19 protein-coding genes and 4 pseudogenes are annotated in these 25,271 nt (G+C 34.1%); 19 read left to right on the top strand and 4 right to left on the bottom strand.

Annotation, left to right across the window (positions count from 1 at the left end; genetic code table 11):
* The first annotated feature begins 23 nt into the window (after window positions 1-23).
* The 8 genes and pseudogenes from gcvH to AB8U03_RS08210 all read left to right on the top strand — a co-directional run bounded on the left by gcvH (window position 24) and on the right by AB8U03_RS08210 (window position 6,480).
* Window positions 24-404, top strand: a complete 381-nt coding sequence (gene gcvH / locus AB8U03_RS08245; protein WP_369704067.1) for a glycine cleavage system protein GcvH — start codon at window positions 24-26, stop codon at window positions 402-404.
* A gap of 4 nt (window positions 405-408) precedes the next feature.
* On the top strand, window positions 409-1,752 hold the full coding sequence (gene gcvPA / locus AB8U03_RS08240; protein WP_369704119.1) for an aminomethyl-transferring glycine dehydrogenase subunit GcvPA: 1,344 nt from the start codon (window positions 409-411) through the stop codon (window positions 1,750-1,752).
* Window positions 1,752-3,206, top strand: a complete 1,455-nt coding sequence (gene gcvPB, locus AB8U03_RS08235; protein WP_369704066.1) for an aminomethyl-transferring glycine dehydrogenase subunit GcvPB — start codon at window positions 1,752-1,754, stop codon at window positions 3,204-3,206. The genes gcvPA and gcvPB overlap by 1 nt, the downstream gene beginning before the upstream one ends.
* 20 nt (window positions 3,207-3,226) lie before the next feature.
* Complete coding sequence (locus tag AB8U03_RS08230; RefSeq protein WP_369704065.1) at window positions 3,227-3,916, top strand: Crp/Fnr family transcriptional regulator; 690 nt, start codon at window positions 3,227-3,229, stop codon at window positions 3,914-3,916.
* A gap of 178 nt (window positions 3,917-4,094) precedes the next feature.
* A pseudogene (gene asrA / locus AB8U03_RS08225) lies at window positions 4,095-4,730 on the top strand (anaerobic sulfite reductase subunit AsrA); the annotation flags it as partial.
* Window positions 4,731-4,997, top strand: a pseudogene (locus AB8U03_RS08220) (anaerobic sulfite reductase subunit AsrB); the annotation flags it as partial. It abuts the pseudogene before it with no gap.
* Window positions 4,942-5,820: pseudogene (gene asrC, locus AB8U03_RS08215) on the top strand (sulfite reductase subunit C); the annotation flags it as partial. The pseudogenes AB8U03_RS08220 and asrC, both read left to right, overlap by 56 nt.
* A gap of 90 nt (window positions 5,821-5,910) precedes the next feature.
* Window positions 5,911-6,480, top strand: a complete 570-nt coding sequence (locus tag AB8U03_RS08210) for a class I SAM-dependent methyltransferase (RefSeq protein ID WP_369704064.1) — start codon at window positions 5,911-5,913, stop codon at window positions 6,478-6,480.
* 19 nt (window positions 6,481-6,499) lie between these two features.
* Here AB8U03_RS08210 and AB8U03_RS08205 read toward each other — a convergent pair whose 3' ends face one another.
* Window positions 6,500-8,248 carry an adenine deaminase C-terminal domain-containing protein gene (locus AB8U03_RS08205; protein ID WP_369704063.1) on the bottom strand — a complete coding sequence of 583 codons (1,749 nt, stop codon included), beginning with the start codon at window positions 8,246-8,248 and terminating at the stop codon, window positions 6,500-6,502.
* 108 nt (window positions 8,249-8,356) lie between these two features.
* Window positions 8,357-9,667 (bottom strand): NCS2 family permease, encoded by a 1,311-nt coding sequence (locus AB8U03_RS08200; protein ID WP_369704062.1) that lies wholly within the window; start codon window positions 9,665-9,667, stop codon window positions 8,357-8,359.
* A gap of 215 nt (window positions 9,668-9,882) precedes the next feature.
* Between AB8U03_RS08200 and AB8U03_RS08195 the strand changes: the two genes are divergently transcribed.
* From AB8U03_RS08195 to AB8U03_RS08170, 6 genes and pseudogenes are all read left to right on the top strand, one after another.
* Entirely contained in the window at window positions 9,883-10,809 is a 927-nt protein-coding gene (locus AB8U03_RS08195; protein WP_369704061.1) for a LysR family transcriptional regulator, read from the top strand.
* A gap of 71 nt (window positions 10,810-10,880) precedes the next feature.
* Window positions 10,881-11,128 (top strand): annotated as a pseudogene (gene glpT / locus AB8U03_RS08190) (glycerol-3-phosphate transporter); the annotation flags it as partial.
* A gap of 150 nt (window positions 11,129-11,278) precedes the next feature.
* Window positions 11,279-13,465 carry a DNA topoisomerase III gene (locus tag AB8U03_RS08185; RefSeq protein ID WP_369704060.1) on the top strand — a complete coding sequence of 729 codons (2,187 nt, stop codon included), beginning with the start codon at window positions 11,279-11,281 and terminating at the stop codon, window positions 13,463-13,465.
* 112 nt (window positions 13,466-13,577) lie between these two features.
* Window positions 13,578-14,753: an iron-containing alcohol dehydrogenase gene (locus AB8U03_RS08180; protein WP_369704059.1), complete on the top strand. Its 1,176-nt coding sequence runs from the start codon at window positions 13,578-13,580 to the stop codon at window positions 14,751-14,753.
* 277 nt (window positions 14,754-15,030) lie between these two features.
* Window positions 15,031-17,550 carry a glycyl radical protein gene (locus AB8U03_RS08175; protein ID WP_369704118.1) on the top strand — a complete coding sequence of 840 codons (2,520 nt, stop codon included), beginning with the start codon at window positions 15,031-15,033 and terminating at the stop codon, window positions 17,548-17,550.
* Window positions 17,551-17,636: 86 nt separating this feature from the next.
* Window positions 17,637-18,569 carry a glycyl-radical enzyme activating protein gene (locus AB8U03_RS08170; protein ID WP_369704058.1) on the top strand — a complete coding sequence of 311 codons (933 nt, stop codon included), beginning with the start codon at window positions 17,637-17,639 and terminating at the stop codon, window positions 18,567-18,569.
* Between the two features lie 60 nt (window positions 18,570-18,629).
* On the opposite strand, the gene AB8U03_RS08165 is transcribed toward AB8U03_RS08170, so the two are convergent.
* The gene (locus tag AB8U03_RS08165; protein ID WP_369704057.1) at window positions 18,630-19,400 is read right to left on the bottom strand and encodes a response regulator transcription factor; all 771 of its coding nucleotides are present in this window, start codon (window positions 19,398-19,400) and stop codon (window positions 18,630-18,632) included.
* 13 nt (window positions 19,401-19,413) lie between these two features.
* On the bottom strand, window positions 19,414-20,628 hold the full coding sequence (locus tag AB8U03_RS08160; protein ID WP_369704056.1) for a sensor histidine kinase: 1,215 nt from the start codon (window positions 20,626-20,628) through the stop codon (window positions 19,414-19,416).
* Window positions 20,629-20,825: 197 nt separating this feature from the next.
* Between AB8U03_RS08160 and eutM the strand changes: the two genes are divergently transcribed.
* From eutM to AB8U03_RS08135, 5 genes are all read left to right on the top strand, one after another.
* Window positions 20,826-21,107, top strand: a complete 282-nt coding sequence (gene eutM, locus AB8U03_RS08155; protein ID WP_369704055.1) for an ethanolamine utilization microcompartment protein EutM — start codon at window positions 20,826-20,828, stop codon at window positions 21,105-21,107.
* 19 nt (window positions 21,108-21,126) lie between these two features.
* Entirely contained in the window at window positions 21,127-22,017 is an 891-nt protein-coding gene (pduB, locus tag AB8U03_RS08150) for a propanediol utilization microcompartment protein PduB (protein ID WP_369704054.1), read from the top strand.
* A 101-nt stretch (window positions 22,018-22,118) separates the two neighbouring features.
* Window positions 22,119-22,574 (top strand): BMC domain-containing protein, encoded by a 456-nt coding sequence (locus AB8U03_RS08145; protein WP_369704053.1) that lies wholly within the window; start codon window positions 22,119-22,121, stop codon window positions 22,572-22,574.
* A gap of 21 nt (window positions 22,575-22,595) precedes the next feature.
* A complete protein-coding gene (locus tag AB8U03_RS08140; RefSeq protein ID WP_369704052.1) occupies window positions 22,596-24,068 on the top strand; it encodes an acetaldehyde dehydrogenase (acetylating) in 1,473 nt (490 codons plus the stop codon).
* A 57-nt stretch (window positions 24,069-24,125) separates the two neighbouring features.
* The gene (locus AB8U03_RS08135) at window positions 24,126-25,268 is read left to right on the top strand and encodes a 1-propanol dehydrogenase PduQ (RefSeq protein ID WP_369704051.1); all 1,143 of its coding nucleotides are present in this window, start codon (window positions 24,126-24,128) and stop codon (window positions 25,266-25,268) included.
* The last annotated feature ends 3 nt before the right edge of the window (window positions 25,269-25,271 follow it).

Below are 25,271 nucleotides of genomic sequence, written 5' to 3'. Positions count from 1 at the left end.
TAATTATACGGGGGGTTTGGAAAATGAAAGTTTTAGAAAGTGTACTGTATACCAAAGATCATGAGTGGATAAAAGTGGATGGAGATAAGGCTTATGTGGGAATTACTGATTTCGCCCAGGATTCTTTAGGAGATATTGTATTTGTGGATTTACCTGAAGTGGATTTTGAATTTGAAAAGGGGGAGGTGTTTGGAGCAGTGGAATCTGTAAAAGCAGCTTCAGATCTATATATACCTGTATCAGGTAAAATATTAGGGATAAATGAGGAACTTGTGGATAATCCGGAATATATCAATGAAGATCCTTATAAAAATTGGATGATTTTCATTAAAATGTCGGATGATTCGCAAGTTAAAGAGCTTCTAACCCCAGAGGACTATGAAAAATTATGCGGAGGGAAGTGATAATATGTATCCATATTTACCGTTGACAGATGAAGATAAACAGATTATGTTAAATAAAATAGGACTAAATGGTATAGATGATCTGTTTTCTGATATACCAGAGAATATACGATTAAATAGAAAATTGGATATAAATGATGGAATGTCTGAACTTGAGGTGAGTTCATATATGAAAAGCATTGCATCCCTAAATAAAAATTGTGATGATTTAACCTGCTTTTTAGGTGCAGGTTCCTATGATCACTATATACCATCTGTAATAGGACATATAATATCAAGATCGGAATTTTACACTGCATATACGCCTTATCAGGCTGAAATAAGCCAGGGTACTCTTCAGGCTATATTTGAGTATCAGACGGTTATGGCAGAGTTAACCGGTATGGAAGTTTCCAATGCATCCATGTATGATGGGGCAACTGCCTGTGTTGAAGCGGCACAGATGGCTGCCAATGTGACGAGACGTAAAAAAATAATTGTTTCCAGAGCACTTCATCCTGAAGTTAGAAAAGTTCTCAGTACTTATTTGAGATTTAAGAATTTGAATCTAATGGAAATAGATGAAGCAGAAGGAGCTACAGATATAGATAAACTTAAGGCAGCTCTTGATAAAGATACAGCAGCAGTTATAGTGCAAAATCCAAACTTTTTAGGAATAATAGAAGAACTGCAATATATTGAAAAATATACTCATGAAAATAAATCCCTTTTAATAGTCTATTGTAATCCTATATCTCTTGGGATTTTAAAAAGTCCGGGTGAATATGGTGCAGATGTAGCTGTAGGAGAGGGCCAGTCCCTTGGAAACAAGATGAATTACGGTGGACCCTATCTTGGATTTTTAACCACTACTAAAAAATATCTTAGAAAAATTCCAGGAAGAATTGTAGGTGAAACCACAGATTCAGAAGGTAAAAGAGGTTATGTACTAACTCTCCAAGCAAGGGAACAGCATATAAGAAGAGAAAAAGCCACTTCAAATATCTGCTCCAATGAGGCCCTTAATGCACTAACCGCCCTTGTATATTTAACTACTCTTGGGAAAAAGGGAATTAGGGAAGTTGCTTATCAAAATACACAAAAAGCCCACTATGCTTTTAAAAAACTTATGGAAAGTGGAGAATACAAGCCCCTGTTCAACAAACCATTTTTTAATGAATTTGCAGTTGAATCCACAAATACGGTGGATGAGGTGAACAGGGCGTTGCTGCAGAATAAAATACTGGGAGGCTATGATCTGGAAAAAGAATATCCTTCCCATAAAAATTCCATGCTTCTCTGTGTTACTGAAAAGAGAACAAAGGATGAAATTGATAAATTAGTTTCTATATTGGGGGGAATAAAGTAATGAGTGAATATGATAAACTTATTTTTGAACTTTCTAAAAAGGGAAGAAAAGGGTACTCCCTTCCAAAATGTGATGTACTGGGGGAGGATATTCATAAATTACTTCCAGAAGAATTTATAAACAAGGAAGGGCCGGAACTTCCAGAGGTAAGTGAAGTTGATGTGGTAAGACATTTTACATTGATTTCAAATAAGAATTTTGGTGTAGATAGCGGATTTTATCCTCTTGGTTCCTGTACCATGAAATATAATCCTAAAATAAATGAGGATATGGCCAATTTAACCGGATTCTCCGAACTTCATCCTTATCAGCCGGAGGAAACAGTTCAAGGAGCTTTAAGGCTCATGTATGAATTGAGTGGAAAACTTGCTGAAATAACTGGTTTTGATGCTGTTTCACTGCAACCGGCAGCAGGAGCTCATGGTGAACTCTCGGGGCTTATGATTATAAAAGCCTATCATGAAAAAAATGGGGATTTTAAAAGAAAAAAGATAATTATACCTGATTCGGCCCATGGAACCAATCCGGCTTCAGCCTCCTGTGCAGGATTTGAAGTGGTGGAAGTGAAATCTGGTAAAGACGGGACAGTTGATATTGAATCTTTAAAATATGCATTAAATGATGAAATAGCAGGCTTGATGCTGACCAACCCAAATACCCTGGGGATTTTTGAAAAAAACATCCTGGAAATAGCAAAACTCGTTCATGATGCAGGAGGACTTCTCTATTATGATGGTGCCAATATGAATGCCAATATGGGAAAGACAAGGCCTGGAGATATGGGATTTGATGTGTGTCATATAAATCTGCACAAAACATTTTCAACACCTCATGGGGGCGGAGGACCGGGAAGCGGACCTATAGGAGTCAAGAGAGAACTCTCACAATTTTTACCTGTTCCTATAGTTTCCAAGAAGGATAATAGATATTATCTGGATTATAACAGGCCATATTCCATAGGAAAAGTCAGGAGTTTTTATGGGAATTTTGGAGTTATGATAAAAGCTTTTTCATATATACTGAGTATGGGGGCGGATGGTCTTAGAGAAGCCAGTGAAGATGCAGTGCTAAATGCAAATTATATAAAGGAAGGCCTTAAAGAGTATTATAATATACCTGTAGATAGTATTTGCAAACATGAATGTGTACTTGGAGGACTGAAAAATGATGAAAATGGAATTACTACCCTTGATGTGGCAAAACGGCTTATAGACTACGGATACCATCCTCCAACCATATATTTTCCGCTGATTATAAAGGAAGCAATGATGATAGAGCCTACGGAAAGTGAGAAATTGGAGACCATGGATGAATTTATAGATAATATGATAAAAATTGCAAAAGAAGCTGAAGATAATCCGGAGATAATTAAATCTGCACCTAACAGCACCTATATCAAGAGATTGGATGAAGTTAAGGCTGCAAGAAAACCTGTAGTAAAATGGAATAAATAAATATAGCTAGGGGTGTAATAATGATTAAATCTGATGACCAGGATTTTAATAAATTGTCCATATTTAAAAATATAGATGAGTCTACCTTGAAACTATTGAAAGAAAAGGCTTTTAAGAAAAAATTCCATAGAGGTGAAGTATTGTTTTATGAAAAAGACAGGGTGGATAAAATTTATTTGATCTTAAATGGGAAAGTAACCATGTATAGGGTATCAGAAGAGGGGCAAAAAAGGGTCATTTATATTTTAAATAACGGAAATTTTATCGATGAAGATATCTTTGATGACTTACCTGTATCTATAAGTTGTCAGGCTTTTGAAGACAGTTGTATCCTATACTTTTTCAAAAATGACTTATTGGAAATTATGTCAAAGGATTTTAAACTCACTTGTATTATTGCCAACTCCATGTCCAGAAAAATAAGAAGGCTTTACAGACAATTAAAAAATACAGTACCTTTAAAGATGGATAAAAAATTGGCGGCCAAACTTTGGAAATTATCCAGAGATTATGGTGTAAAAACCACCAAGGGTACCCTTATTAATTTGAACATCAGTATAACTTATCTGGCAGATATGCTTGGCAGTACCAGGGAAACTATTTCAAGATGTATAAATGGTTTTGAAAGAAAAGGGATGATCAAGTTCCACAATAAAAAAATAATAGTTGTAGATCCGGAAGTGTTATCTATATATTTTAGAGGAATTTAACGTAATTAGCAGAATTGTATGCTTTAAAATAATCATCCATAAAAGCTATTGTGTAATAAAAGACTATGCTTGTACAAAATAATTACAAGCATAGTCTTTTTGCTTTAGTGTGATTTATATCACGTTGCATTTTCCATATTTATGATATGTTGGATATATAACAATTTTTAATTGAACAGTAAAAAATAAAATTACAAATATTTTTATGGAATGTGAAAACAGCTTTGAAAACTGTTTTTGCTGTAGTATGGGAAGTAATAGCACTGAAAAATACGATTTGTTTGTAAGATATAAAGATGGAAAGGTATTTATAGAATGTAGAGATGAAATTTTTGAAGGTTATTTTACTAACATGGAGAAATGTGATGTCAAACCCAAATTTGTACAAATAAATGAAGTGAAAGTAAAAATTCCGAAAAATATGGATGAAGATATATTTAATAATCCAATGTGGAAGGAATATTCTACAAGGTGTATAAACTGTGGAAGGTGTAATGTGGTGTGTGGAACCTGCACATGCTTCTCCATGCAGGATATTTTTTATAAGGACAACAAAAATGTAGGTGAAAGAAGAAGAGTATGGGCCTCCTGTCAGGTAGACGGATACACGGATATAGCTGGAGGACATAGTTTTAGACAGGATAATGGAGAGAGAATGAGATTTAAGGTCATGCACAAGGTTTATGATTTTAAAAAGAGATTTGGATACAACATGTGTATTGGCTGTGGGAGATGTGACGATGCATGTCCGGAATATATATCTTTTTCAAATTGTGTGAATAAATTAAATGATGCAGTAAGTGAGGTGAAGTAAATGGAAAACGTATATTTGCCAGAGGCCAGCAGAATATTGGATATAAAAAAACATACGGACATTGATTATACTTTCAGAATGGAGTTTTTGGGGGAAGTTAAACCAGGACAGTTTTTTCAGGTTTCCATTCCCAAATATGGAGAGGCACCTATATCAGTGAGTGAAATAGGAAAGGGATATGTGGACTTGACTATAAGACGCGTGGGTCTGGTTACAGATCAGGGTGCCAGGTGGATGTTTAAAGGCAGGATATTTTACCATACTCCAAAAAATCTCAGAGAAATATGGCAATGGGACAATTAATATTACAACTAGGCAGGGATTTGAAATACCTGGCATCAAAATGAAAAATATGACCTTGGTAAATGAAATGATGCAACCTGTTATTGAAGGCCTGGAGATAAATCAAAAAAGTGTCAATGGAGGCTATCCGGCTTCAGGCACAAGAAACGTCTGTGCCTGTGTAGGCAATAGAGTTTGTCCTTTCGCAAATTATGATACCACTGCTTTTGCAAAGAAAATAGAGAAGGCCATATTTCCCAATGATTATCATGTAAAAATAGCCTTGACAGGATGTCCTAACGACTGTATAAAAGTAAGAATGCATGACTTTGGAATCATAGGCATGACGGAACCGCAATATGACAGCTATAGATGTATAGGCTGCAGGGTTTGTGTCAATAATTGCAGACTGAGATCCGCAGATGCGCTTAGCTTTGAAAATTTTAAAGTTGTAAGAGATGACAGCAAGTGTATAGGATGTGGAGAATGTGTGGGCAAATGTCCTACAGGTGCGTGGACAAGAAGCAGTGAGAAGTATTATAAATTAGTGATAATGGGCAGAACGGGAAAGAAAAATCCAAGACTTGCCCAGGACTTTATTAAATGGACGGATGAGGACAGTATTATAAAAATAATTTTAAATACTTATGATTATATAGAATCATATATGGATAGAAATGCTCCTGGAGGGAAAGAACATGTAGGATATATTGTGGACAGGACTGGATATCAGGAATTCAAAAAATGGGCCTTAAAAGATGTAAAGCTTAATCCCAAAGCTGAAGTGAAAGAAAATATATATTGGTAGAAGTTGATGGAACTGCATTGAATCTAAAGGAAGATTTAGAGTATACTTATTAATAGTATACATGATATATGATAAAGGAAGTCGACGATTATGACTAAGAATTATTTTACCAATGCAGTTGATCTTGCCAAAGATATATGTATGAAAAAATTAGATAAGGGAGATATTGCCATAGATGCAACTATGGGAAATGGCAATGATACAGTGTTTTTAGCAGAGCTTGTGGGGACCTCAGGGGAGGTATATGCTTTTGATATACAAAAAGAAGCAGTTAACAATACAAGAAAAAACATAGATGATAGAAATTTATCAAAACAGGTGAAGCTTATAAATGACGGCCATGAGAACATGGATAGGTATATAGATGAAAAAGTAAAATTGGTTATTTTTAATTTGGGATATTTACCTAAGGGAAGACATGATATTACCACTAAGGCAACAACTACATTGAAGGCTGTTGAAAAATCTCTCAAATTGATTCAACAAAATGGGGTGATAATTTTAGTTATATACTATGGACATAATCAGGGAAAAATTGAAAAAGATGCCCTGGAAGGTTATGTAAAAGCCTTGGATCAAAGAGAATATAATGTAGTTAAGGCATCTTTTGTCAATCAAATTAATTGTCCACCCATGCTTATGGTAATTGAAAAAAGATAAAAATAAGCAATGTATCTAATTAATTTTTACCTTTTGCTGACATAGTGTCAGTTGTTTCATAAAGAGGAACAATACAGCCTTTTTTTACATCAACCAGGCCCATGTCTGTCAATTTCAGAGCCGGGCTTACAGGTAGAGCCAGGGTACAGAGAGAAGAAATGGGATTATAATGCTTATAGCCTAATTGTTCAAGGCTTTCTCTAATTCGTTTTACGGATAACCCAATTTCTTTTACAGAACCACTTGACATAATTCCACAGACATTCAGCTGTAATTCCTCCAATATCTTTTCGCTATAAACAGTTACAATGCCGCCTTGTAATTCGGTTATACGTTTAATTGCCAGCATCATGCTTTCAATGCTTTCTCCAATGACCATCAAGTTGTGATGATCATGACTGTGTGTAGTTGCAACAGCTCCATGTTTTATGCAATCTCCAGTTACAAAGCCTAAACCAATATTTCCGTTTTTCCCGTATCGTTCTAATACCATAGTTAATAGACAACCACTTCCCTGCCATTTTAATTCATGGTTTACAACTGGCATTTCTATTTTTTTTATTTTTGTTTGTGTAGAACCATTTACAACTTGCATAACTTTCACAATAACGGAATCTACATCTTCCTTTACAGGAATGATAAAATCTTCTTTGCTTAATGATTTTACGCAAACACTGTGATAATAGTTCTTTGGAAATATATAGCTTGAACTCTTGTCTTCCATTGTGTCTCCGGCACTATAAATTTGCCTTCCGTTTTTATACACTGAAACAATATCGAAGTTTTCGATATCATTTAGCAATATAAAATCAGCCAGCTTTCCCGGTGCAATTGCTCCTCTGTCTGTGAGGTTCATTCTTCTTGAATTTGTATATGTGCCGCAATAAATAGCATTTTCTTTACTAAAACCAAGACTCATTGCTTTTTTTACAATAAGGTTCAAATGACCATATTTATATAGCTTATCTGCCATGGTATCATCCGTAACAAATCCGCAATGTTCATACAGATTATTTTCAATAATATAATTTAAAATCTCCTGTCTCAGCATTTTCTCCTGTATTTCTACAAACATGCCATTGGCAAATCTCTGCTTGATTTCTTCAAGAGAATGTTCCGTATGGTCTCCGTTAATGCCCAAATACAGATATTTGGCCAAATCTAAATTTACAAGAGAAGGACAATGCCCTTCTATGACATAATTTGGTTTGTTTTTCCTCAGATATTTTAAAAACTTTGTGATTTCCAAACTATTTTTTTTTATAATCTGTCTGCAATTCATAATTTCTCCCACACAAATTACATTTTCATATTGTAGTAGTTTTTTCATATCTCTAAAGTCTATTTTTCCACCTGTGGTTTCTAATTTTTTATTGGTAGAAGGTACACTGCTGGGTATTCCATAATATACGTCTATCATAGAGTGCTTCCCAGCTTCTATCATATGCCTGATACCGTCAAGTCCCCTGACATTTGCTATTTCATGAGGTTCTGCCACAATGGTGGTAACGCCGCAGGAAGCCAGCCGCCTGCAAAATGGTTCAGGTGTCATCATAGAGCTTTCAATATGCATATGAATATCCACCAGTCCGGGAATCATGTACTTTCCTGTGCCGTCTATTATTTTTTTACTAGTAAAATTCCCGTCTTTTTTTGTATCTACATAATAAATTCTATCTTCTAATATGTAAACATCTGCATTTATAAATTTCTTTAAATAGCTGTTGAAAACGTCAATATTTTTAATGGTGAGATCAACTTTTTCCATGTCTTCTCCCTTCAATTTTTTATTGGTGATAAGGTAAATTTAGTACTGCACAAAGAACCATGCAGTACTAAAATATTTACGGATCTAGCAGGTTGTATGCAAAAGCATTTATAATTTTATAATGGAATAAAAATAAAATAGACAGATAATTGCTATAACATACAGGGGCTTGCTAACCTCTTTGACTTTCCCGGAAGAAATTTTTAAAATTAAATATGCGGGAAGTGCTACACAAATACCGTTTGCTATATTGTTAGCAAATATGGTAAATGTTACACAAAGGAGTGCAGGGAGATATTCTGTCATGTCATTATAATTGATATATCTCAGTTTACTAAGCATATTTACACCCATAAAAATCAGCACAGGAGCTGTGGCCGATGAGGGGATCATTAGTGCAAGCGGTGTAAAAAAGAGCATTGCTGTAAAAAGAAGACTTGTGAAAATTACTGTGAGGCCTGTTTTTCCTCCAGCCTCAACACCGGCAGATGATTCAAAATAAGTTACCATAGTTGGCATATTGAATAGTGAACCTACACAGGCCGAAATAGAATCCACATAAAAACATTTGTCTATACCAGGAAGGTTACCATCTTTGTCCAAATATCCAGCTTGTGCACCAACCCCTAAAACTGTTCCCAGGGTGGAAAAGAAATCTGGTATAAACAGGGCAAAAACAAAAGGAAGATATTTTAAATTTAAAGCTCCTAAAATGTCAATTTTTAAAAAATGTTGCCCAAGTCCCCCTGGAAGTAAAACAAGTGAGGATGGAATTTTAGTAATACCCATGGGAATGCCTATCAAAGTTGTGATTATGACAACAAGAATCATTCCAGCTGTGATATTTCTTGTCTTTAAAATAAGCATAAGTGTAAATCCAATAACGGCCAAGATGACCTTTGGGGATGATAAATCTCCAAAAGTTAAACTTTTTTTAACTGCATTTACAACTATCAATCCACAACTTTTTGCACCCACTAATGCAATAAATAGTCCGATACTTGCAGTAATTGCATATTTTAAACTGACAGGAATAATGCGAACCACACTCTCCCTAATCCCGGCAAAAGAAATAATTACAAATAAAAGACCACTTATAAAAATAATGCCAGCTGCTATATCAGGCGAAACACCCTCATTGGCAACCATAGCAGCCACAATGGCAACACCGCCAAGGCCGGGAGCAAGCGCAAAGGGTCTATTTGTGTATAGTGCCATAGCAACTGTTGTAAGTATGATTAACAGGATCTCAGCTGTTAATATTGCGCTTTTGTCAAATCCAGCTGTTCCCATTGTATTTGGTACAACAGCTAAAACGTATGCCATTGTAAAAAATGTTGTAATACCTGCAATCAATTCTGTTTTAATTGTAGTACCGTATTCTGATAATTTAAATTGTTTTTCTATCCAATTATTCATGTAGGTCCTCGTTACCTTTCTTCTTGAATTTTTACTAAATTAAATTTTTTACATAAACATCCGAATGTTGTATTACAATAAAGTTTATGTAGTAAATAGTTATATGTCAAATATATATAATTCATATGTGTCATGCATTTTAACTATAAATTTATTATGGAAGTATATTCTTTCTGGTATTATTATATAAAAGGCTATTTAAGGGAGGAAGAACAATGGACTTTAAAGAGTTAAATTATATATTGTGTATTGCAAAGCACCAAAGCATTACAAAGGCCTCAAAGGAACTCTATATTTCACAGCCCACGCTGAGTAAATTCCTGCAAAGGGTAGAATCTAAAATAGGAACAAAATTATTCCATCACATAGATAATCAATTTACACCCACTTATGTAGGTGAACGTTATTTGGAATATGCAAATAGAATTATGAACATTAAACAAAATTGGGATGATGAATTACGTAAATTGGTATTATTGGATAATGGGCAACTGACTATAGCTTTTCCCTTATTTAGAAGTTATTGTATTATACCGGACACCCTACCTATATTCAAAAAAAAGCATCCGCATATTCATGTAAATCTTTTAGAAGAAGTTTATGATGTTGAAGGAAAACTATTAAGTGATGATAAAATAGATATTGCCATTTTTAACAAGACGACGCAACAGTTAAAGCTGGAATATGAAATTTTGAGAAATGATGAGACTCTTTTACTGCTCAATTCAAATCATCCGCTTGCTAAAAGTGGTAAAGTTGTACAAGGATGTCGCTATCTTTGGATTGATCTTAAATTATTTAAAAATGACAATTTTATCCTTCTTAATTCAAATTTGCATACAGGAAAAATTTCTGCACAATTATTTGATGAGGCGGGAATAAATCCAAATGTAGTTTTTCGAACAAGAAATGTTGAATTACAAGCTCAAATGGCTTCTAAAGGGTTGGGGGCATGTTTTATTTCTGAGAGTTATCTTAAACACATTAAGTTTGAACATGAACCCGTGTGTTTTTCTATTGGAAAACCTAGAATCATCAACCCGTTGGTTGTGGCTTATAGAAAAGGCGCTTATTTAACACAATATACCTTGGATTACATCAAAATCCTAAAAAATTATTTTTCTGCCCATAAGGAGGAGTAATTGTATTCGTCAATTTTCAGGGTGCTCATTATGTTTATAATAATTGAATAGGTATAATTTGTATGGTAGGAGTAGGAGTAAGTGCCCTTGATTTAGTTCCTAAAAAAGCAGCTGGAACAGCAGGTTTACAGGATTATTTGGATATATGGGTGGAGAAGTATTAGCTGAGGCAGCCATGGGAGGTATTGTGGATAAATTTAGCTGGAATGGTGGATTTATTTTCCTTATGGGTTCCTGTATCCTTTCTATAGTATTTTTATTATTTACATGGAATGTTCACGACAGATCTAAATATGATAAGGAAATTACAGCTAGTTAAAATATTATAGGCAGCTTGAGTTTTACTCAGACTGCTTAACTTGTAAATATCTATGATAAATATTATAATAAAAATATAAGTTTTTTGTGGGATAGTAAATTTTAAACTATCCTTATTTTATATTTAATTTTATAATGAAAGGAAATAAGTATGAGTAAAATATTGGTATTGGCTGAAAAACCTTCTGTAGGAAGAGATTTGGCTAAAGTACTTCGATGTAATAGAAAAAATACTGGTTATTTAGAAGGAGATAAATATGTTGTAACCTGGGCATTGGGACATTTGGTTACATTAGCGGATCCAGAGGCCTATGATGAAAAATATAAAAATTGGAAACTTGAAGATTTACCCATGCTTCCGGAAAGATTAAAACTGGTGGTTATAAAACAGAGCAGCAGGCAGTTTAATGTGGTAAAAGCTCAGATGAACAGAAAAGATATAGGGGAAATAATAATTGCCACAGATTCAGGAAGAGAAGGAGAACTGGTGGCCAGGTGGATAATAGAAAAGGCCAGGATAAAAAAACCTCTTAAAAGATTATGGATATCTTCTCAAACAGACAAATCCATAAAAGATGGCTTTAAAAGCTTGAAACCTTCTGCACAGTATGACAACTTATACAGGGCTGCTCAGTGTAGGGCAGAGGCGGACTGGGTTGTAGGACTTAATGTGACTCGTGCCCTTACCTGTAAATATAATGCACAACTTACTGCAGGAAGGGTGCAGTCTGCAGCTCTGGCTATGATAGTTAATAGAGAAAAGGAAATACATGATTTTAAACCCCGGGATTATTATGAGATCACTGCTAAATCTGACAAATTTAAATTAAAGTGGCAGAATAAAAAGGGTGGCAGAGGAGATATTTTTGATAAAAACAGTGCAGAGGATATTGTGAAAAAAATTAAGGGTAAAATTTGTACTGTAGCTGATGTGATGGAAAATGACAAAAGAAAATTTTCACCTGCTCTGTACGATTTGACTGAACTTCAGAGAGATGCCAACAAGATATTCAACTATTCTGCTAAACAGACATTGTCCATAATGCAGAGACTTTATGAAAACTACAAGATATTGACTTATCCAAGAACTGATTCCAGATATATTTCTACAGATGTGGTGGATACCATACCTGAAAGATTAAGAGCTATTTCACTGGGAAATTACAAAAAATTTACAGAAGAAATATTGAGAAAAAAAATAAATGCCCACAAGGGTTTTGTAGATAACAGCAAAATCGGTGATCATCATGCCATAATTCCCACTGAAGAAAGAGTACAATTGTCTAGATTGAGTACTGAAGAGATGAATATATATGATTTAGTTGTAAAAAGGTTTTTATCTGTTATGCTGCCTCCTTACGAATATATTCAAACTTCTGTGAAAGCAGATATTAATGGGGAGATATTTACAGCCAGAGGTAATGTGGTAAAATCCAAGGGATGGAAAAGGGTTTATGAAAGAGAAAGCAGTTTGCAGAATGAAAATGAAGAGGACAATCAAGTACTTCCAAAAATGAAAAAAGGCGACAATATAAATATAAGGTCTATAGAATTGAATAAATTGCAGACTAAACCACCTGCCAGATTTAATGAAGCTACTCTTTTATCTGCTATGGAAAACCCTCAAAAGTACGTAAAATTGGATAGCGAAAGTGCTAAAACCCTTGGAGAAACTGGAGGTATTGGAACAGTTGCTACCAGAGCTGATATAATAGAAAAGATCTTTAATATGTTTTATGTGGAGAGAAAAGGTAAGGAAATTATTCCAACCTCCAAGGGAAAACAGCTCATAGATTTAGTACCTACCGGCCTTAAATCACCTCTTTTGACAGCTAAATGGGAGAAAGAACTTGAAAATATCAGTCTCGGAAATGAAAATCCAGGAGTATTTTCCAAGAAGATGATAGGGTATGCAGTAAAATTAGTTGAAGATGTGAAAGAAAGCAAGGACAAATTTGTACATGATAATCTTACAGGAAAGAAGTGCCCACGTTGTGGTAAATACATGCTTCAAGTAAAAGGCAGAAATGGAATAATGAATGTTTGTCAGGACAGAAAATGTGGCTATAGAGAAAATGTAAGCAGATTTACCAATGTAAGATGTCCGGAATGTCATAAAAAACTGGAAATTAGAGGAGAAGGCCAAGGGCAGATTTATGTATGCATTAACTGCAGTTTTAGGGAAAAAGCCTCTGTGTTTAATAAGAGATTTAAAGAAGCCAACAATAAGTTAAATAAGAAGGATGTTTCAAAATACATGAAAAAAATAAAAGAAGAAAACAAGGCCCCTATAAATTCAGCTTTAGCAGAGGCATTGTCCAAGTTGAAGTTAAAATAATGGAATGTTTTAAAAATTTATGCTCTGTAATTATTGCATAATAAATGTTAAAATATAGATGATTTATTTGTAAAGTATATTTGAAAAAGTTTATAAATAAGGAGTGATTTATATGGAGAATTTTGATTTTAAAAATGCTACGGAAATTATTTTTGGAAGAGACACTGAGAAATTTGTAGGCAGTAAAGTGAAAGAGTATTCAAAGTCCAAGAGGATTCTTTTCTGCTACGGTGGAGGAAGTATAAAAAAATCTGGCCTTTATGACAGAGTGGTTAAATCTTTAAAAGAAAATGAAATTGAATTTATAGAACTTTCAGGTATAAAACCCAATCCCAGATTGGAACCAGTTAAAGAAGGTATAAAAATTTGCAGGGAAAACAACATAAAATTTATATTGTCTGTAGGTGGCGGAAGTGCTGCGGATACTGCCAAGGCAATTGGAGTAGGAGTACCTTATGATGGAGATGTATGGGATTTCTATTCTGGAAAAGCTGAGGTAAAAGAATCACTTCCGGTGGGAGTGGTAATAACACTCCCTGCTACAGGAACTGAAGCCAGCAATAGTTCTGTTATAATGAATGAGGATGGTTGGTACAAAAAGGGCTTGAATACGGTGCTCATCAGACCTGCCTTTTCAATAATGAATCCGGAACTTACCTTTACAATTCCAGTTTATCAGACTGCCTGCGGTGCCGCAGATATTATGGCACACATAATGGAGAGATATTTTACAAATGTAAAACATGTGGATCTTACCGACAGGCTTTGTGAAGCTGCCCTCAGGACTGTCATAAATAATGCACCCATAGTTTTGAAAGAACCTAAAAATTATGATGCCAGGGCAGAGATCATGTGGACTGGAACCATAGCTCACAATGATTCATTGAGTACAGGCAGAATTGGAGATTGGGCATCTCATAAAATTGAACATGAATTAAGCGGAGAGACTGACATTGCCCATGGGGCAGGACTTGCAATTGTTTTTCCTGCATGGATGAAATATGTGTATAAACATGATATAAATAGATTTGTACAATTTGCAGTAAGGGTTTGGGATGTGGATCTTTCATATAATTCCCCTGAAGACATTGCACTTGAAGGTATAAGGAGATTGACTGCATTTTTTAAGAGCATGGGTCTTCCTACAAGTTTAAAAGAGGGAAATATACCTGAAGATAAAATAGAAGAAATGGCAGATAAGTGCACGGATAACGATACTAACACTGTAGGACAATTTGTAAAAATAGGTAAAGGAGATATCGTAAAAATATTGAATTTGGCTAAATAGTATAGTTGAATTATTTGATAAAGAAGAGCAGTTAATCAATATAAAATTAACTGCTCTTCTTTATATTTATTTAATAATAAAATTATCATGTGGATAGTTTTGTACTATGTCAAAATAGTACATCATATTCTAATCTATAAAATACAAAACTTAGTCGAAAATTTTAAAAAACCTTCTATCTTTTAGTAATAAAATTTAAGCATAGCAAAATTAAAAGTTGATTTAGCAAATAAAAGGAGGTTTTTTTGTGACGGAGGTTTTAAATAATTTGTATAGTATGACCAAGAGCGAAAGAATAGAAAAATTAAAAGATGTTTTGTATTCGGTGACTCCAGAAATTGAGTCTGAAAGGGCTATTTTGATTACGCAATCTTTCAAAGAAACAGAGGATTATCCGATTATAATTCGAAGAGCAAAGGCATTGGAAAAAATATTAAATAAAATGACAATAGTGATACGTGATGGAGAACTTATTGTAGGAAATTTAACTAAGAAACCCAGAGCAGCTCAAATTTTCCCTGAATACTCAAATAAGTGGCTTTTAGATGAATTTGACACATTAGCTAAAAGAAAGGGAGACGTATTCCTAATAGCTGATGATGTAAAATCTCAACTTAAGGAAGTATTTAAATATTGGGATGGCAAAACTGTAAACGAATTTGCTACAAAACTTATGTTTGATGAAACTATAGAAGCCATGGATGAAGGAGTATTCACTGTTGGAAATTATTATTTCAATGGAGTTGGACATATTTGTGTAGATTATGGTAAAGTACTTTCAAAAGGTTTTAAGGGAATAATTGCTGATGCAGAAGCAGAAAAAGCTAACAGTGACAAAACTGATCCTGAATATATAAAAAAGAGAAATTTCTTAGATGCTGTAATTATAACATCAAAGGCAGTTATTAATTTTGCAGGACGTTTTGCAGAACTTGCTAAAAAGATGGCAGGTGAAACATCAGATATTAAGAGAAGAGAAGAATTATTACAGATTGCAGAAAATTGTAAAGTGGTACCGGAAAATCCAGCTATAAATTTCTATGAAGCACTTCAGTCATTTTGGTTTGTACAATCTGTTATACAAATAGAATCAAATGGACATTCTATTTCACCAATGCGTTTTGATCAATATATTTATCCCTATTATGAAAAGGATATCCCAACTGGAAAAGTAACTAAAGAGAGGGCCCAGGAACTTTTGGATTGCCTGTGGGTTAAATTTAATGATGTGAATAAAATTCGTGATGAAGCATCTACAAAATCTTTTGGAGGATATCCTATGTTCCAGAACTTAATAGTAGGTGGACAAACCATAGATGGCAAAGATGCCACCAATGAACTGTCATATATGTGTCTTGAAGCTACTGCACATACACAGTTGCCTCAACCATCCATATCTATACGAGTTTGGAACAAGACACCAGAAGATTTAATGTTAAAAGCAGGGGAGGTTACCCGCTTGGGTCTAGGCATGCCTGCTTATTATAGTGATGAAGTTATTATACCATCATTAACCAATAGAGGTGTAACTCTTGAAGATGCCAGGGATTATGGAATCATAGGGTGTGTAGAACCGCAAAAAGGCGGTAAAACTCAAGGATGGCATGATGCAGCTTTCTTTAATATGGCAAAAGTACTTGAAATAACAATTAATAATGGATATAACAATGGAAAGAAAATTGGACTTAGCACAGGAGACTTTACTTCTTTTACATCTTTTGATAAATTCTTAGATGCATTTAAAAAGCAGATGAACTATTTTGTAAAGCTTTTATCAAATGCAGATAATAGCGTAGATATTGCTCATGGAGAGAGAGGTCCACTTCCATTTCTATCTTCCATGACAGATGATTGCATAGCTAAGGGAAAAGCTCTTGAACAAGGTGGAGCACATTATAATTTTACAGGCCCTCAGGGAGTTGGAATTGCAAATGTTGCAGATTCATTGGAAGTTATTAGAAAACTTGTATTTGAGGAGAAGAAAATATCAGCTAAAGGTTTAAAAGAAGTATTGGATACTAATTTTGGACAGTCAGCTTCTACTGAAAATGAAGCTGTTGAAATAGCAAATAGTATAAAGAACATAGATGGAGTCGAAAATTTAAGCAATGAAACCATAATATCAATAATACAAAATTTAATAAGCGAAAAAAATAAGGTTTCATCAAATAGCGGTTCAGTTGGTAATGTTCAAGGAGAAAATATACGACAAATGCTTTTGAACAAAGCTCCTAAGTATGGTAATGATATAGATGAAGTAGATGAATTGGCAAGTGAAGCAGCCGCTATATATTGTAATGAAGTGGAGAAATACAGAAATCCAAGAGGAGGACAATTTCAACCTGGACTTTATCCTGTATCTGCCAATGTGTCCATGGGACAACAGACAGGAGCAACTCCAGATGGAAGAAAAGCAGGAGAAGCGCTGGCAGATGGAGTTTCACCTGCTTCAGGAAGAGATGTAAGTGGTCCAACCGCAGCAGTTAATTCCGTGGCAAAAATAGATCACTGTAAAGCTTCAAATGGCACACTGCTTAATCAAAAATTTCATCCTTCTGCTCTTGCAGGATTGTCTGGACTTGAGAATTTATCTGCTCTTGTTCGTACGTTCTTTGATCAAAAAGGTATGCACGTACAATTTAATGTAGTTAGCAGGGAAACTCTTTTAGATGCTCAAAAGAACCCTGACAAATATAAGAGTCTGGTAGTACGTGTAGCTGGATACAGTGCACATTTTACATCCTTGGATAAGTCAATTCAGGATGATATTATAAAGAGAACTGAGCAGACTTTATAATAGTAATTAATATAATAGAGGGGAGCGGTTTTTTAAAACTACTTCCTTCTTGTTTTAAAGAAGCTTATGTAATTAGAGGTGAAAATATGGTAAATGAGATGGTGGATTTAAAGGCAAAAGGAATTGTATTTGATATTCAAAAATTTTCGGTGCATGATGGACCAGGGATTAGAACCATAGTGTTTTTAAAAGGATGTCCCCTTTCATGCAGGTGGTGCAGCAATCCAGAATCCCAATGCAGGGAGCCTCAGGTAATGTTTGTATCTAAGAATTGTATAGGGTGTGGAAAGTGTAAGGAAGTCTGCCCTGTAAATGCTGTGAATTTTGAACTTCCCTATAGAATAGATCAGTCAAAATGTATTAAATGTGGGAAATGTGTTGAAAATTGTTATGCCAATGCACTCGAAATGTCAGGAACTGAAAGAACAGTTGAAGAAGTTATAAGTGAATTGAAAAAAGACAACATGTACTATAGGCGTTCAGGTGGAGGAATAACTCTTTCCGGGGGCGAAGCATTGACTCAGGTAGATTTTATTGAAGAGCTTTTGAAGGGATGCAGGGCAAACAGATGGAATACTGCAGTTGAAACTGCCGCATTTGTAAATAAGGATGTTTTAAAAAGGATACTGCCGCTTTTGGATCTTGTGATGATGGATATAAAACATATGAACTCAGAAAAGCATAGGGAATATATAGGGCAGGGTAATGAAATTATACTTGAAAATGCGAAATTTATTGCCAGTTCAGGAACACAGCTCATTATACGGGTTCCTGTAATCCCGGGATTTAATGATGATAAGGATAATATTTTAAAATTATCACAATTTGTAGTATCTCTTAAAAATGTAAGAGAAATACATCTTTTGCCTTACCATAGGTTAGGTGAAAACAAATATGGTTATTTAGGGTATAAATACAAAATGCCGCCAATAGATCCCCCTTCCAATGAAGATATGAACAAGCTTAAGAACATAGTGGAAAGTTTCGGATTGATATGTAAAATTGGTGGAGTGAGCTAGATATATAAAAACATACTGGGCACATAAATTGATGATATAATTTGTATGCCCAGTATGTTTTTATATTTTATTACTATTAGTTACTTTAAACTTATGCGGGGATAAATTTTCATTCCTTAAAAATACTTTGCTAAAATAAGCAGCATCTAAATAACCTATTTCCAAAGCTATTTGGGTTATAGATTTATCAGTATTGATTAGAAGCTTTTTTGCTTTTTCAAGTCTTAATTTAGTAATGTACTGAATAAATGTAACACCTGTTTTCTGTTTGAAAAATCTGCTTAAATATTGGGGATTTAAATGGACAAAATTAGCTACCGAAGTGAGGTTTATCTGGTTATTAAAATTATTATCTATATATTTTAAAATTGCCTTTATAGTATTTTCACAAGAATCCGCAGTATTTTCATAAGAAACTTTAGATTTATTATTATTATTTGCGTTAGAAGAATCAAGCTTTTCTATGGAATTTATAACTTTAGTTACGGCAAGTTTTAAATCATTTGGTTTTACAGGTTTTAATATATAATTTGACACACCATATTCTATAGCTTCCTTTGCATAGTCAAATTTTTCATAGGCCGTTAATATAATGGTTTTTACATTTGGTAAAAAATCTATTATTTCCCTCTGGGCATCAAGACCGCTTTTTTTTGGCATTCTTATATCCATAAGTATTATATCAGGTTTGTAGATTTTGGAATTGAGTACTGCTTCGTAACCATTTTTACAATCTTTTGTTATGTCAATATTATAAAAATATTTCTGAAGTATTATCCTTAAAGCTTTTCTTTCTAATGGTTCATCTTCTGCGATCAAGAGTTTGTACATAATTAACCCCCCTTTAAATTGTCATAATTTTGGGAATGCGAATTTCTACTTTTGTACCTGCATTGAGTTTGCTTTTTATTTTTAATCCATATTTGCTGCCAAAATAATGCTGAAGTCTATTGTTGGTATTTTTCACGCCTATCCCAAATTGTTCTGGCATGCTGTCATTATTGTTTAAAAGAGTGAGAACATTTTCATCAATACCTTTGCCATTATCGGATATCGCAATTAAAATATCTTTTTCTGGAGTTAAACTGCCTTTTATTGAAATTTCCCCTCCTTCCGATTTTTCGGAAAGACCATGTGCCAGACAATTTTCTACTATAGGTTGTATGGTCATGGCTGGAATTCTGCATTCTAAAATATCCTCGTTTATTTCAATTTTATAAGTTATTCTATCACTAAATCTCATGGCTTGTATAACTAAATATCTTTTTGTGTAATCAATTTCATATTTTAGTTTAGGAAATTCTTCAGAATTTCTAAGACTGTATCTTAGGAGATCTGAAAGAGTATATATTAATTCTTCTGTTTTAGGAGCATCTTCAATTAGTGCCATTCTTGCTATTGTATTTAGGGTATTGAATAAAAAATGAGGATTGATTTGAGCTTGAATGGTCTTTAATTGCATTTTTTTAGCTTGATTCTCTAACTTTACTTTTTCTTCGCTTTCTCTCAATAGGTTTTCTTGTGTAAGCCTGTGAATTCCCATTTCAGCTATATATCTTGCCAAAAAATTATAAAATTCTACACAATTGTGGAGATAATCGCTTTCAACTAATTCAAGTGATTCAGTTACTTTCTCTAATTTTTGAATAGGTATTTCATATTCTCTTGAGAGTTTTTGCAAGTTTATGGAATCCTTGGTTTGTTTATTTTTTATGAGTACTTGTCCACCAAGTACTGCACCTAGATAATAGTCATCTACAATAATAGGAGCTGTAGAATCCATGAGACCTGTGTGACAGGTATATATTCTTGGATTTTTATCTTTCATAGCTAAAAAGCTAGCCTGTGAATCACATAATATGCAATTTTTTCTGCCCTTTGGAGAAGAACGCATCAGTGAGCAAAAAGGAGTGAAATTGGTTTCCTTGCATACGGGTATGCCGTTTATATCTACAATAATTGTAGGAAATTTAACTAATTTTGTAAGCCTATCTTGAATGTCTTTTAGAGCTTTTACATCGATAATATCTTCGAACTTTATGTTCTTTAGTAAATTCATTTTACTTTTTTTCCTCCTGACTACATATTATAAAATTATTTAATATAGTTAAATAATTAGCTCCACATATCAAGAAAATACAATAATTATTTATATATATAATACAAAAGCTAGTCGAATTTGTCAAAAAAATTTTACCGATTTAGTAATAAAATTTAATCAAAATAAAAACTAAAATTTATGGAGGTATTATTTTTATGGGACAAGAAGCATTAGGAATGATAGAAACTAAAGGTTTAGTAGGAGCTATTGAAGCTGCGGATTCAATGGTAAAGGCAGCAAATGTTACTTTAATAGGTTATGAAAAAATTGGTTCAGGTCTTGTAACCGTTATGGTAAGAGGTGATGTAGGAGCAGTAAAGGCTGCTACAGATGCTGGGGCAGCTTCAGCTAAAAGAATAGGAGAAATTGTATCAATACATGTTATTCCAAGACCTCATACAGATGTGGAAAAAATATTACCTAAAATTTCAGAATAATTGATTAGGGGTAGTTAGTATGAATAATGATTTAATAGAAAAGGTTTTAGAAGAAGTTAGAAAAAATATAGATTTGAAAAATATTGACATGAAAAAGGTAGACAAAATCATACAATCATCATCTGAAAATTTAAAGGAATCAAAAGAAGTACAAGAAAACAATGATACAGAAAAAGGTAATAAGAGGGAAAAAAAGGAGGCAGATGTAATGAGTGCACCATCACCGATAACTGAATTTGTAGGAACAGCTATAGGAGATACAGTTGGGTTGGTTATAGCAAATGTTGACAGCCTTTTGCATGAGAAGATGGGATTAGATAAAAAATATCGTTCAATAGGAATAATAAGCGACAGGACAGGAGCAGGACCTCAGATAATGGCTGCCGATGAAGCAGTAAAGGCTACAAATACAGAGGTAGTAAGTATTGAACTTCCAAGAGATACAAAGGGTGGAGCAGGACACGGAGCACTTATAATTTTAGCTGCAGAAGATGTGTCTGATGCAAGAAGAGCAGTAGAAGTTGCCCTTAAAGACACAGAGAGAACCATGGGTGATGTATATGGGTGTGATGCAGGGCATGTGGAACTTCATTACACTGCTAGGGCAAGTTTAGCATTGAATAAAGCTTTTGGTGCTCCTATAGGAAAAGCTTTTGGAATAATTGTTGGTGCTCCCGCAGGAGTAGGAGTAGTAATGGCAGATACAGCATTAAAAACTGCAAATGTAGATCTAGTAAGTTATGCCAGCCCAGCTGGAGGAACATCATATTCTAACGAGGTTATTATAACTATAACTGGTGATTCAGGTGCTGTTAGGCAGTCAGTAATTGCAGCTAGGGAAGTAGGATTGTCTATATTAAAATCAATGGGACAAAATCCTGTGTCCACTACAGGTAAACCTTATATTTAATATACAATTTATGATGAATTTATAATAAGACATCCTTTTATGACCAATTATTGTGTTTGAAAAGGATGTCTTGTGTATAGTGATTAAAAGGAGGTTTTGGTGTGGAGGCACTTGGAATTATTGAAACTATTGGAATGGTTCCAGCTGTGGAAACGGCAGATGTTTGCTTGAAATCGGCAAATGTAAGATTGATAGGATATGAGCTTTCAACAGGCGGGATGGTAACTATAAAGGTTACAGGTGATGTTGGAGCAGTTAAGGCGTCTGTGGATGCAGCTAAGTCCAGCCCCGCTGCTCGAAGTAAGATATTTTCGACATTAGTTATTCCAAGACCAGCTAAGGGTATAGAGCTGATGGTTAATTCTAAAGTTGATAAAACAGTAAGCGGTTCTATCAGGGAAACTACTGATTTAGAAGAAGTAAATTTAACAGATAAAAGAGAAAAAACTACGGAAAAAGAGGTCTGCAATTTATGTCATGATCCTAAATGCCCGAGAAGAAGATCGCAGCCTAAGAATTTGTGTATACACTATAAAGACACTATAAAGACAACATAGATTTTTGAGAGGAGAATAAAGATGGAAATAGTAGATAAAGATTTACAGTCAATACAGGAAGTTAGAAATCTTATAGCAAAAGCAAAAAAGGCTCAGGAAGAGTTTAGAAAGTTTTCACAAAATGATGTGAACAAAGTAATAGAAAATATGGTTAAGGCTTCAGAGGCTAATGCTGTAAAACTTGCAAAAATGGCTCATGAAGAAACAGGTTTCGGGAAATGGCAGGATAAAGTTGTAAAGAATAAATTTGCCAGCAGAGTAATATATAACAATATTAAAGACATGAAAACCACTGGCATCATAAAAGATGATAAAGAGAAAAAAGTAATGGATATAGCTGTTCCTGTAGGAGTTGTGGCTGGATTAATACCATCAACAAATCCTACTTCTACTGTAATGTACAAGTCAATTATAGCTTTAAAAGCAGGTAATGCCATAGTATTTTCTCCACATCCATCAGCTAAAAATTGTATTATTGAAACAGTGAAAGTATTGAGTAAAGCTGCAGTAGAAGCAGGAGCTCCTGAAGGAATAATAGGAGCTATGACAATTCTTTCTATGGCAGGAACCGACGAGTTAATGAAAAATAAAGATACTGCATTGATACTTGCAACAGGTGGAGAAGCTATGGTAAAGGCAGCTTATAGTTCAGGAAATCCAGCTATAGGAGTTGGCCCTGGGAATGGACCAGCATTTATTGACAAATCAGCAGATATTCATCTTGCAGTAAAGAGAATAGTGGATAGCCAAACTTTTGATAATGGGGTTATATGTGCTTCAGAGCAGTCCATAGTTGTGGAAAAATGCATAAAAGACAAAGTAATTGAAGAATTGGGAAAACAGAAAGTGTACTTTTTAAATAAAGAGCAATCTGAAAAATTAGGCAAATTTATTTTGAGATCAAATGGTACAATGAATCCACAGATAGTTGGAAAGAGTGCACAGGTTCTGGCGCAGCTTTCAGGAATTACCATACCTTCAGATACTAAGGTTTTGATTTCAGAACAGACAACAGTTGGTAAGAAAAATCCTTATTCAAGAGAAAAGCTTACTCCAATACTTGCTTTTTATTGTGAAGAAACTTGGAAAGATGCTTGTGATAGATGTATCGAATTATTAATGAACGAAGGAAAAGGACATACACTTATAATTCATTCAAATAATGAGGATATAATAAAGAAATTTGCACTTACAAAACCTGTATCAAGAATACTCGTAAATACTCCAGGAGCATTAGGCGGTATTGGTGGAGCTACAAATCTTGTACCAGCTTTGACATTGGGTTGTGGAGCAGTTGGTGGCAGTGCAACTTCAGATAATGTAGGACCTATGAATTTATTAAATATAAGAAGAGTTGCATACGGAGTTAGAGAATTAGAGGATATAAAAGCAAGTGTAGGTGCTGAATCTGGATCTTCTTGTGATTCTCAAGGTTTATCAGAGGATTATATACAAAGCATCGTGAAAAGTATAATGAGTAAATTAAATAATTAATATTGTTTGTTATATTAAATTAAGAAAATTAATTGATGTTAGGAGATAAGGTTTTTTATGAACACATTTAAAATTAAACCTGTTGTGTATTTTGACACGGATTCCATAAAATATCTTAATAATTTAAAAGAAAAAAAATCATTGATTATAACAGATCCTTTTATGGTCAAAGCAGGATTTATAAACAAAGTAACAGATATTTTTAAAAATAATAATGTGGAATATAAAGTATTTTCAGGAATTAGGCCGGATCCACCAGTTGAAGTAGTTGCAGAAGGTGTAAAAGAAATGATATCTTTTAAACCTGATGTTATAGTGGCACTGGGAGGCGGTTCATCTATTGATGCTACAAAAAGCATACTGGCATTTACTATGAAAATATTAAAGAATAATGAAAGTGGATATAAGAGACCCTTGTTTATTGCTATTCCCACTACTAGTGGAACAGGTTCAGAAGTTACTTCATTTTCTATAATTACTACAGGAAATAAGAAAGTTTCATTAATTGATGAGAACTTAATACCTGATGTGGCCATATTAGATGCAAGTTTTGTTAAAACAGTGCCTGGAAGAATAACTGCAGATACAGGAATAGATGTTTTAACCCATGGAATAGAAGCTTATGTTTCAAATAAAGCTTCAGATTTTAGTGACGCACTAGCTGAAAAATCCATGAAAATAGTAATTAAATATTTACCTGAGGTTTATAAAAATGGTGATAATGTGGAAGCCAGAGAAAAATTACATAATGCTTCCTGCATGGCGGGTATGGCTTTTACAAATGCTTCTCTTGGAATTAACCACAGTATGGCCCATATACTTGGGGGAACTTTTCATATACCTCACGGCAGGGCCAATGCAATATTATTGCCCTATGTTATTAGATACAATGCCAATTTGGAAAGCGGTGAGTGTACTAAGACAGCTTTAAGGTACAGAGACATATCTAAGTTCCTGGGTCTGCCTTCTTCTACAGTTAAAGAAGGTGTGATAAGCCTTATTTGTGCTGTGAATGTAATTCTGGGTTTAACAAACACACCTAAAAATTTAAAAGAGGCTGGAATAGACAGACAGGAGTTTGTTAGTAAACTTGAACTTATGGCAGAAGTTGCCCTTGAGGACAGGTGCACTCCTACAAGTCCAAGAATTCCAAGTAAAGAGGAGTTAATTACTTTATTTAAAGAGGCCTATGGAGATTAGATT

It is taken from the genome of Clostridium moutaii (assembly GCF_041205085.1).
In the GTDB taxonomy this organism is placed as follows: Bacteria; Bacillota; Clostridia; order Clostridiales; family Clostridiaceae; genus Clostridium_B; species Clostridium_B moutaii.
Note: the sequence above shows the minus strand (reverse complement) of the source record. Positions and strands in the feature narration are given on the sequence as shown.

Excerpts from the sequence above, each read along its gene's own strand:
- gcvH (WP_369704067.1), top strand. The coding sequence starts at position 24 with ATGAAAGTTTTAGAAAGTGTACTGTATACCAAAGATCATGAGTGGATA.
- gcvPA (WP_369704119.1), top strand. The coding sequence starts at position 409 with ATGTATCCATATTTACCGTTGACAGATGAAGATAAACAGATTATGTTA.
- gcvPB (WP_369704066.1), top strand. The coding sequence starts at position 1,752 with ATGAGTGAATATGATAAACTTATTTTTGAACTTTCTAAAAAGGGAAGA.
- AB8U03_RS08230 (WP_369704065.1), top strand. The coding sequence starts at position 3,227 with ATGATTAAATCTGATGACCAGGATTTTAATAAATTGTCCATATTTAAA.
- AB8U03_RS08210 (WP_369704064.1), top strand. The coding sequence starts at position 5,911 with ATGACTAAGAATTATTTTACCAATGCAGTTGATCTTGCCAAAGATATA.
- AB8U03_RS08205 (WP_369704063.1), bottom strand. The coding sequence starts at position 8,248 with ATGGAAAAAGTTGATCTCACCATTAAAAATATTGACGTTTTCAACAGC.
- AB8U03_RS08200 (WP_369704062.1), bottom strand. The coding sequence starts at position 9,667 with ATGAATAATTGGATAGAAAAACAATTTAAATTATCAGAATACGGTACT.
- AB8U03_RS08195 (WP_369704061.1), top strand. The coding sequence starts at position 9,883 with ATGGACTTTAAAGAGTTAAATTATATATTGTGTATTGCAAAGCACCAA.
- AB8U03_RS08185 (WP_369704060.1), top strand. The coding sequence starts at position 11,279 with ATGAGTAAAATATTGGTATTGGCTGAAAAACCTTCTGTAGGAAGAGAT.
- AB8U03_RS08180 (WP_369704059.1), top strand. The coding sequence starts at position 13,578 with ATGGAGAATTTTGATTTTAAAAATGCTACGGAAATTATTTTTGGAAGA.
- AB8U03_RS08175 (WP_369704118.1), top strand. The coding sequence starts at position 15,031 with ATGACCAAGAGCGAAAGAATAGAAAAATTAAAAGATGTTTTGTATTCG.
- AB8U03_RS08170 (WP_369704058.1), top strand. The coding sequence starts at position 17,637 with ATGGTAAATGAGATGGTGGATTTAAAGGCAAAAGGAATTGTATTTGAT.
- AB8U03_RS08165 (WP_369704057.1), bottom strand. The coding sequence starts at position 19,400 with ATGTACAAACTCTTGATCGCAGAAGATGAACCATTAGAAAGAAAAGCT.
- AB8U03_RS08160 (WP_369704056.1), bottom strand. The coding sequence starts at position 20,628 with ATGAATTTACTAAAGAACATAAAGTTCGAAGATATTATCGATGTAAAA.
- eutM (WP_369704055.1), top strand. The coding sequence starts at position 20,826 with ATGGGACAAGAAGCATTAGGAATGATAGAAACTAAAGGTTTAGTAGGA.
- pduB (WP_369704054.1), top strand. The coding sequence starts at position 21,127 with ATGAATAATGATTTAATAGAAAAGGTTTTAGAAGAAGTTAGAAAAAAT.
- AB8U03_RS08140 (WP_369704052.1), top strand. The coding sequence starts at position 22,596 with ATGGAAATAGTAGATAAAGATTTACAGTCAATACAGGAAGTTAGAAAT.
- AB8U03_RS08135 (WP_369704051.1), top strand. The coding sequence starts at position 24,126 with ATGAACACATTTAAAATTAAACCTGTTGTGTATTTTGACACGGATTCC.